Source organism: Companilactobacillus mindensis DSM 14500 (assembly GCF_001434275.1).
GTDB classification, from domain to species: Bacteria; Bacillota; Bacilli; order Lactobacillales; family Lactobacillaceae; genus Companilactobacillus; species Companilactobacillus mindensis.
In genome coordinates this window covers 1-10,392 of sequence record NZ_AZEZ01000012.1, presented here as the reverse complement: position 1 = coordinate 10,392, position 10,392 = coordinate 1, and the positions used below count along the sequence as shown (strand labels likewise).

The 10,392-nt window shown below is 39.4% G+C and carries 5 protein-coding genes; 3 read left to right on the top strand and 2 right to left on the bottom strand.

From position 1 onward, the window contains the following. The first annotated feature begins 132 nt into the window (after positions 1 to 132). The 3 genes from FD29_RS01905 to carB all read left to right on the top strand — a co-directional run bounded on the left by FD29_RS01905 (position 133) and on the right by carB (position 5,778). On the top strand, positions 133 to 1,050 hold the full coding sequence (locus FD29_RS01905) for an HNH endonuclease (protein WP_057887295.1): 918 nt from the start codon (positions 133 to 135) through the stop codon (positions 1,048 to 1,050). 477 nt (positions 1,051 to 1,527) lie between these two features. Beyond that, positions 1,528 to 2,586 carry a carbamoyl phosphate synthase small subunit gene (locus tag FD29_RS01900; protein ID WP_057887294.1) on the top strand — a complete coding sequence of 353 codons (1,059 nt, stop codon included), beginning with the start codon at positions 1,528 to 1,530 and terminating at the stop codon, positions 2,584 to 2,586. Between the two features lie 15 nt (positions 2,587 to 2,601). Beyond that, positions 2,602 to 5,778 carry a carbamoyl-phosphate synthase large subunit gene (carB, locus tag FD29_RS01895; RefSeq protein WP_057887293.1) on the top strand — a complete coding sequence of 1,059 codons (3,177 nt, stop codon included), beginning with the start codon at positions 2,602 to 2,604 and terminating at the stop codon, positions 5,776 to 5,778. Positions 5,779 to 5,810: 32 nt separating this feature from the next. Here carB and FD29_RS01890 read toward each other — a convergent pair whose 3' ends face one another. Next, a complete protein-coding gene (locus FD29_RS01890; protein ID WP_057887292.1) occupies positions 5,811 to 8,978 on the bottom strand; it encodes an AAA family ATPase in 3,168 nt (1,055 codons plus the stop codon). Then, positions 8,975 to 10,165 (bottom strand): metallophosphoesterase family protein, encoded by a 1,191-nt coding sequence (locus FD29_RS01885; protein ID WP_057887291.1) that lies wholly within the window; start codon positions 10,163 to 10,165, stop codon positions 8,975 to 8,977. The genes FD29_RS01890 and FD29_RS01885 overlap by 4 nt, the downstream gene beginning before the upstream one ends. Positions 10,166 to 10,392 lie beyond the last annotated feature (227 nt).

The following is a 10,392-nucleotide window of genomic DNA, read 5'->3' as shown; positions in this document are numbered from 1 at the left end:
CTTAGCAGCTTAACAATATTTAATTTTGTCTAACTTTTGTGTTGCACTTTAATTTGACATCTTATTTTTTAATTTTAATATCGTATCGTTGCATAACCATATACAATGACATAATCAAAAAGTGAGGACATCATGTATCAATACACCCAACAACTAACCAACCCCAACACTAACTACTTCATAATAGATTCCAGTTCCAGCGCCTCCCACAACGACGTAGACTTCAAATATTACAGCTACCAAAACAAGAGCAACAAACAGATCCAACCCGGCGACCTTTTCATCTATCGTCGATCCGGTAGTGCGTCTGAATGGGGCAATGAATTCTATCTCTATGGTGCTGGTCAGTTTGGTGAGGTAGTGCGTGAAGATCCACTGACAGGCAGCGACTTGTTGGCTATCAAGAATCCTTATCTTTTCTCACATCACTTGATGAAGCAAAACCTTCGCACCTTTGATTGGACCTTCCGCAAGTTCAAGGGTAAGTGGTCAAACTTCTTCAATATGAATGGCATTACTCAGATCAACAAAGAGGATTTCATCGGCTTGTTGGATCGTCAGCAAACTATGGCGCCGACAGACTTAACGGCTGAAGAAGAGTCGCTTGCTGTGAAATGTTACCAGGCCGAGAAAATGGAAGCTTATTTCATCAATGATAATGCCAAGGGGATTCCAACCAAAGCGGCAGCAAATAAATTCTTTTCTGATAAAGTAAAATTTAATTATCACTATAAATCAGCCCTAGTTGCTAACGACGATGAGGAAGATTTGGTGGCAACGAGGATCGTACCTTGGGATGCTAATCAAGATATTCGCCTTGACCCTAGAAATGGCATTTGTCTGACAAAATTGTTCTCAAATGCCTTTACACAAGGGTATTTCACCTTTGATGACCGTGGCCATATGATTCTTTCTGATATTGCATCGGATGATCCGGAAACTAATAAAATATTAAATAAATACCAAAATAGAAAAATACATATGAATAGGGAATATTCTCCTAATAAAAATTATTTACAATACCACCGTGAACATGTCTTTAGAAAATAATGCCTATTGACGAATCAACACGGTATTTGTATTATAAATACAACAACTTTTAAATAAGTCCTGTGAGGCTTAGAAGGTAATCAAGTAGGGGAATATCCTCAAAACTAAAACTTTCTTTGTCAGCAGGCAGAGAAAGTTTTTTTATTGCCATAGTTTTAATTTACTTAAAATAATCTAATATAACTATTAGTTAAATTAAAATATTTTTAATTTAATCGTTGACTATTCACCGCGATGTTTGTATTATGAGAACAATAACTTTTAATAGGATTCTGTGAGATCTTAAAGGCGAAAGAACAACAGAGAGGACTCTCTGAATTTCGCGTACTGGTGAAAAGTTTTATTATTTGAATTTTTAATTGGATCCAGAGAGATCCCAAAGGTTCAGTCTAAATCAATCGTCTGAGACAAAACTTTAGGGATGCTGGTGAGCATCCCTTTTTATGTACTAAATTTTTATCAATTCGGAGGACAAATATGAAAAGATACCTAGTTTTTGAAGATGGAACATACTTTGAAGGTACGGCTTTTGGAAGCGACACGGAAACAATTGGTGAACTTGTTTTTACAACTGGAATGAGTGGTTATCAAGAAGCAATCACCGATCAATCTTACAACGGACAAATCATCAACTTCTGTGCACCGATGATCGGCAATTACGGCGTCGCTAAACAATTCAATGAATCACAAAAGCCTACTATAAAGGGCGTATTAGCCCGAGAAATAACCGATGTCACTGGCAACTATCAAAGTGAAATGACAATCGATGAATTTCTAAAACAAGAAAATGTCCCCGGTATCCGACGAATTGACACACGTGCAATCACCTTAAAAATTAGAAAAGCTGGCTCATTGAAGGCAGCAATCGTTGACGATTTAGACTCAGGTTTAATTGACCAAATCAGTACTTGGAAATTAGATGAAGAACAGCTACAAAAGAGTATCAACCCCACACCAGCAACTTTTGCCGGTACTGGTAAGCATGTCGTAGTAATGGATTTTGGCTACAAGGAAAGTATCGTATCCGAACTAACTAAGAGATGTTTGCAAGTTACTGTAGTACCAGGCAATACGTCACTTGAAGAAATTGAGAATTTGAAACCAGATGGGATCCTTTTGAGCAATGGCCCTGGAGATCCAACGCGTCACACGGATATTTTGCCAACCATCGTTGAGTTGGAAAAACGTTACCCAGTCTTTGGCATCTGCATGGGACACCAATTGTTGTGTCTCGCTAATGGTGCTAAGACGTTCAAAATGAAATTTGGTCACCGTGGATTCAATCATCCGGTCAAAGATTTAGCAACTGGTAAGATTTATTTCACATCGCAAAACCACGGCTATGCAGTCGATGAAAAATCAGTTGAAGATACTGATCTCAAAGTTACACAGATCGAATTAACTGACCAGACAGTCGAAGGGGTCGAACATGAAAAGTACAATGCTTTCTCTGTTCAATTTCATCCCGACGCTAAGCCAGGACCACACGACGCTGATTTCTTGTTTAACAAATTCTGGGACATGATTAACAAATAGCTGGAGGGGAATACATTGCCAAAAAGAAAAGATCTTAAAAAAATTATGATTATCGGTTCCGGTCCAATTATTATTGGTCAAGCAGCCGAATTCGACTATTCAGGAACCCAAGCTTGTCTGGCTTTGAAAGAAGAAGGTTATGAGACCGTTTTGATCAACTCCAATCCGGCTACGATCATGACTGACAAACACATCGCCGATAAAGTTTATATTGAACCAATTACTTTGGAATTCGTGGAAAAAGTTTTAGTCAAAGAACATCCTGACGCTATTATCCCCACACTTGGTGGCCAAACTGGCTTGAATATGGCGGTTCAACTCAAAGATGCCGGCATTCTCGACCAATTGGATATTGAGATTATCGGAACGAAACTTGACACTATCAACGAAGCTGAAGATCGTGAAGAGTTCAAGGAATTGATGCACAAATTACACGAACCAGTTCCCGCTTCCAAATCAACCCACAATTACACTGATGCCAAGGCTTTCGTTGACAAAATCGGTTATCCTGTCATCATCCGTCCAGCCTTTACGATGGGTGGAACTGGTGGTGGAGTTGCCCACAATGAACCAGAATTGGAAGAAATTGTTAAACGTGGTTTGAAAGCTTCACCATCAACAGAAGTTTTGATTGAACAAAGTATTGCCGGCTACAAGGAAATTGAATTCGAAGTTATGCGTGATAGCAACGACAATGCGTTGGCTGTTTGTCACATGGAAAACGTCGATCCTGTCGGGATTCACACTGGAGATTCGATCGTAGTGTCACCAATCCAAACATTGACTGATGCGGAAGTTCAAAAGTTACGTGATGTTTCCTTAAAAATCATTCGAGCTTTAAAAATTGAAGGTGGCTGTAACGTTCAACTGGCTATCGATACCAAAACTAGCAACTATTACATTATTGAAGTAAATCCACGGGTCAGTCGCTCATCAGCTTTGGCATCTAAAGCAACTGGTTATCCAATTGCCAAAATTGCCGCTAAGATTGCGGTCGGTTTAACTTTGGACGAAATCGTCAACCCAATCACTGGCAAGACTTTTGCCCAATTTGAACCAGCTTTGGATTATGTCGTCTGCAAGATTCCTCGTTGGCCATTCGACAAATTCTCTAAGGCTGACCGGACTATCGGTACGCAAATGAAAGCTACTGGTGAAGTGATGGCTTTAGGTAGAAATATCGAAGAAGCGTTCCAAAAAGCCGTTCGTTCACTGGAAATCGATCAAGAAGATTTGATCATGGATTCATTAGCGGACAAATCACTTGATGAATTGAAAAAATACGTTCAAACTCCAACTGATGACCGCTTATTCTATTTAGCTGAATTATTGAGACGCGATGTTTCATATGAGGAAATCAATCAATTAACGGCTATTAATCCTTACTTCTTAGCCAAATTGGACAACATCGTTAAATATGAAAAAGTTTTGACAAACGGTACTTTGGACAAAGAAATTGTCTTTGATGCCAAACGTCTGGGCTATTCGGATAAAACTATCGCCCGTTTGAATGGTTTGGATGAAGATATCATTCGCCACTTCCGAAAACAAAGTGAAATTTTGCCAACTTACAAGATGGTCGATACTTGTGCCGGTGAATTTGAAGCTGAGGCACCATATTTCTACAGTACTTACGAAACAGAAAATGAATCGACTAAAATGTCTGATAAATCAGTCTTGATCCTCGGTTCTGGTCCTATCAGAATTGGTCAAGGAATCGAGTTCGATTATTCAACAGTCCACTGTGTCAGAGCCGTTCAACAGATGGGCTACAAAGCCATTGTCATCAACAATAATCCGGAGACTGTTTCAACTGATTATTCAGTTGCGGATAAGTTGTACTTTGAACCTTTGACTTTGGAAGATGTCTTGAATGTCTGCGATATTGAACAGCCAGTTGGTGCTATCGTGCAGTTCGGTGGCCAAACCTCAGTCAATTTGGCACAGCCATTGCAAGACAATGGCATCAAGATTCTTGGTACACAAGTTGAAGATATCAATCGCGCTGAAGATCGTGATCTCTTTGACCAAATCATCAAGAAATTGAACATTCCTCAACCAGCCGGTGGGACAGCTACTTCCCAAGAAGGTGCTTTGGCAGTTGCCCACAAGATCGGTTATCCAGTTTTGATCCGTCCTAGTTATGTTCTCGGTGGTCGGGCTATGGAAATTGTTCGTTCCGATGAAGAACTCGACAAATATATGCACGAAGCTGTCCACGTTTCCAATGACCATCCAGTTTTGATCGATACTTATTTGACTGGACGTGAATGTGAAATCGATGCTTTGAGTGATGGCAAGGACGTCTTGTTGCCAGGTATTATTGAACATATCGAAAGATCCGGAGTTCACTCTGGTGATTCGATGGCGGTTTATCCACCACAAAATATTCCTGACGAAGTGCAAAATCAAATCGTGAAGTATGCAAAATTGTTAGCCAAAGAGTTGAATTGTATCGGTATTATGAACGTTCAATTCGTTATTCACGAAAATCAAGCTTACGTCATTGAAGTTAATCCACGTGCCAGTCGGACGGTACCTTTCTTGAGTAAAGTTACTGATGTGCAGATGGCGCGGGTAGCCACGAAGTTGATTCTGGGTGCTGACTTTGAAGAACTCGGTCTAGAACCAGGTTTGGAACCAGAATCTCGTTTGATCCACGTCAAGGCTCCGACATTCTCCTTCAATAAATTAAACAATGTCGACAGTGCTTTGGGACCTGAGATGAAGTCAACCGGTGAAGTCATGGGTTCTGGACTCGATTATACTGAAGCGTTGTACAAGGCTTTCGAAGCTACTAACCAACATATCAAAGATGCCGGTAATGTTTTGATCACAGTCAACGATAACGATAAGAAAGAAGCTTGTGGTTTAGCCAAGAGATTCCATGAAGTTGGTTTCCAAGTTCTCGCTACCAAGGGAACGGCTGCCTACTTTAAGAATTGTGGCGTGGAGGCCAAAGTAGTTCCCGAAGTAGGACAGGCTGATGAAGATATCGTCTACTACTTGAGTCACAATAAGATTCAATTGTTGATCAATACCTTAGGCGAAAGTAGAAGCCAACATTCTGATGGCTACATTATTCGTCAAAATGCGGTCTTGAATTCAGTGCCACTTTATACATCGTTAGATACGGCCAATGCAATTTTGAAAGTGCTAGAGAAACGCTTTATCAGTGTTAATCCTCTATAAAAGTAAAAAAGCATCCCAAAAGGGATGCTTTTTTATTTGGTAATCAATTCAATTTTACTCTTACCGTCACCTAATTTTTTGACGAGTAATTGTTGGGCGATACGTTGTTGCATCGAATCGACGTGGCTGATAACACCGACCATGCGATTTTTACCAATTTCTTCTAAGGCATCCATCGCATCGTTTAAAGTATCATCATCCAGAGAACCGAAACCTTCATCAACAAATAAGGCATCGATTTGAACGCCGTTGGCAGAAGACTGCACGACTTCACTCAATGACAAGGCGATTGAGAGGGCAGCAATGAAAGTTTCACCACCGGATAAAGTGTTAGAAGAACGAATTTTGCCAGTTTGACGATCAGAAATATTGATATCCAAACCGTGGTCACGTTGCTTGTTAGCATCATTTTGCGAGATCACGAAGGAATAACGATTGTTAGACAAGTGATTCATGAAGGTGATGTTAGCGTAATGGAGAATCTTTTGTAGATAGTTTTGGACAACATAAGTTTCAAGTTTTAGTTTGCTATCGTTGCCATCTTTACCAGTGACGACATTGTAAAGACTAGTGATAGCAGCCAATTCTTCAGCAAAGTCACCTTGTTGTTGCATGATTTTTTGAACTTTAACAAGGTTTTTTTGAGCGTCATTGTATTCCTTGTTGGCTGTGGCCGATTCTGCAATCGCAAGTTCGTGTTTAGTTTGCAGGTCAGCAGCCGCTTGTTTGAGGGTAACTAAATCAGGTTTAGTAACGTCAGTTAATTGCTTTTGAATCTTAAGGATAGATTCATCGAGCATTTCTTTTTCTTTGTTGTAACTAGTGATTTTATTTTGAAGTTGGCTGAGTTCATCTTGAGCCAATTCGTGAATCCAGTGGTCCAAAGTATCGTAGTCATTAGTCTTGGCATCGGTGGAATTCAAGGATTGAGTTAAAGTATCAGATAACTCCTTGATAGTAGCGGTTTGCTTTTCTAGAGTAGCCTGAATGTCGGTTAGTCGAGTCTGATTATTACTGAAAGTCTTTTCGGCAGTCGTGACATTTTCTTGGGCAGTAGTTAATTGTTTTTGGAAAGTATCGTAGTCGTGATTGAGCTGCGTTTGTTGTTGAACTAATTCTTGACTGGAAATTTCAGGGTTATCCAAATCGTGTAATTTGGCTTGATAGTCAGTTGAACGAGTTTGGAATTGAGCCGTCAACTTGTCTAACTTCGAATTGGCTTGGCTTAAGTCAGTTTGAGATTCAGTTTGTTGATTTTCCAGTTCTTTAATTTCATTGGCAATTTTTTGAGCAGCTCTGATAGCGACATCAATATCTTCGATCTTAACTTGGAAAGTCTTTTTAATGGCATTGAGGTCGAATTCTTGAGGTAAGTCGAGTTTTGATTGATCCATTAATTCGGTATATTTGGCAGATAAGGTTCTTAAAGAAGTAACGGCCTTCGTTTGTTTCTGGGCAAACTCGGCTGATAATTCATCCAAATTATTTTGAATAGTTTGGACATCATTGTCAGCGGCGGCGTATTTCTTTTGCGAATCATCAACAGCCTGCATGGATTTACGTAATTCATTTTCATCGGCTACCGCGGTGTGGTCAGCAAAGGGATGGTCAGTAGCACCACAGACAGGACAAGGTTCACCGGTTTGTAATTCTTGACGTAATTGGGCAATCATCAAAGACTGTCTAGTTTTGATCTTTTCTTGATAATCATTTTTGGCCACGGTGAGAGTAGCTTGTTTAGTTTTTAAATCTTCAGTAGCTTGGTCGAGCTTTTTCTGAAGTTTCTGTACTTCTGATACTAGGTTGTTACGGTCATTTTCTAAAGGTGAGAGCGTCTCGATCAGATTGTCTTTTTCTTTAGTTAAATCATCTTTTTGTTCGAGCAATTTATCGGTCGAGGTGACGGTCTGCTTTTTGTCGGCAATTGTTTGTTGAAGTTGTTCAAGTGTGGCAGTTTGTTGAGCAACTTCAGCTTTGGCGGCTTTTAATTGTGGTTCGAGGTTCGCAATTTCAATTTTGATTTTTTCGATATCTTGAGTTTTGGTGATCAAGACAGTCAATTTTTGAGCTTGATCATGTTTGGCTTGGAAGTTGTCTTTTTGAGCAGTTAAATCGGCCAAAGTAGCCTTAGCTTGGTTCAATTTGATCTCCGAATTATGGACCGCTTCAGTTAATTTTTTGACATTCTTAGTTGTCTCAGCTTGTTCGAGCGTAGCCTTATCCAAATCACGAACGGTTTCACGCAAAGGCTTAGCCCAATTTAATTCGGCAATATGATGTTGATATTGTTTAATAACGTCGGATTTATCAACAATGTTAGTTTGATATTCTTTTTTGTAAGTAGCTAAGTTGTCAAAATTCTTCTGAATCTCTTGAGCAGCGTGATAATCTTTGTCGGCCTTTTCCCAAGCTTGGTTGAGAGTTTGATCAGCCTTTTTGGCAGAATTCAATTTATCCTGACGTATTTTGAGATAATCCTTTAAAACCACAACTAGTTGATCATTAGGCGTCTGCTTTAGATTAGTTTGTTCCTCAGTCGTCCAAACTTGAGCCTGAGTTTGAGTTTTTAAAGAATTATTAAAATCATCCGCTTTAGTTTTTGCCTGATCGTAATGATCTTTTAATTTGGATGTGAAATCGGTGAACAATTGGGTTCCGAAAATCTTTTTGAGAATGGTTTCCTTGTCACTAGTGTGTGATTTTAGAAATTCGGAGAAATCATTTTGAGGTAAGAGAATGATTTTTTGAAATTGGTCAGAAGTTAGATTGAGAATTTCAGTGATAGCATTGCCGACATCAACGGGTTTAGTAGCGATACTTTCGATTTCAAGGCCGTTGACATCTTCAACGACAGACAGATTGGCGGTGGGGGTCTTTTTGGTCATACCTTGGCCATTTTTTTTAGCTAAATATTGTTCAGGCGTTCGTTCGATTTTATAGATCTTGCCACTTTGTTCAAAGTAAAAGATTACTTTGGTTGCTTGATTAGGTTCAGCAAATTGACTGCGCATTTCCTTAGCATCGCGATCACCAGTAGTGGTACTGAAGAGGGCAAAGGTCATAGCGTCAAAAATGGTTGATTTACCAGCACCGGTGTCACCACTGATTAGAAAAATTGGTGATTCGTCTAACTTACGGAAGTCGATGACTGAATGTTCATGTGGTCCAAAATTGTTAATGTCTAGATAGATTGGTTTCATTTATGTTCCCTCTCAACTTCATTGAAGATATTTTCCACTAGAGTATTTTGCTGTGGCGACAGATCTTTACCAGTAATGCTGTGAAAAAATTGATTGACGGTCTCTTCAGGACTTACTTCATTAATGTTAGTAGTGATATTTTGAGTCTCGAGCTCGGCTTGATCGAGTTGATAATCCAATTCGATAATAGTGCCGTAGCGTTTTTGTAATTCAGCTCGAACATTAGTCTGGACGTGTTCGCTACGTTCGAAATTCTTGATGGTGATGGCAAACCAATCCTTTTTGGCCGGTTGGTTTTGGTAAAAATCAGGGTCACAAAGAGTATCCCAATCTTCTTCCAATACAACGAGATCAGTTTGAGGAGTGAGGGCACGATATTCATGGCTGATGGTCGAATCATTGATAGTTACGATGTCAACACCTTTGCCTTTGTTCTTTAAACGAGCTTCTTTGACGTTGAACTTAACCGGACTACCGGAATATCTGACAGTTTCACTTGGGGAAGCAAAACGAGTGTGAATATGACCGAGCATGACGTAATCAAAATCGGAAAATTGACTAGCAGTTAAAGTAGCTAAACCACCAACTTTTGAAGCTGTCTCACTAGTTAGATTAGGATCATCTTGACCATCAGCGGTTACAGCAAAGTGAGTGATCAAAAGATGTTTTTTATTAGGGGCGAATAATTTCACCATATCGGAAATGACATAATTCATCGCAGTACCGATAGAAGTGATCTGTTGGGCTTCTTCTTCGTCCATACCGTGGTGTCCGTAATAAACTCGAGCATCTAAGGGATCGAAAAATGGCAACATGAAAATTTGAACATCATCGGTTTCGATAGGTGTAAAAGCTTCTTCTAATAAGGTATTCAAGTGAAAATTAGTGAATTCCATCCAATCACGGCCATAGTTCAAGCGTTGGGCGCTGTCGTGATTACCAGAGATGGCGTAGATAGGAATTTTATTTTCCAAATTTATTTGTTGGAACATTTCATTCAAGGCTGTAACGGCTTCAGCACTGGGAACGGCACGGTCATAAATATCACCAGCAATGACGATCCCGTCGACTTGTTCGTCTTTAGCAATTTGTAAAATTTGGTTGAAGGCATATTTTTGCTCATCCAAAAGTGAGGTTCCGTTAAGGGTTCGGCCGATATGCCAATCAGCAGTATGTAAAAGTTTCATTTTATCAATCCCTCCATTTGAGTTAATTGTATCAAAAAGTTTCCTTAAACTAAGATTTAATTGAAGTATATCATTTATACAGAACATATGTTCGAAATAATTGCATAAAAAAAGCCGATATTTATTTATCAGCTTTTTAAAACGAATTACACAAGCTAGATTCTTGTTTCACTCTCTATCTCCTACGATTAGTCAAGTGGATATATAGAAAATGAGAGTATTCTAAA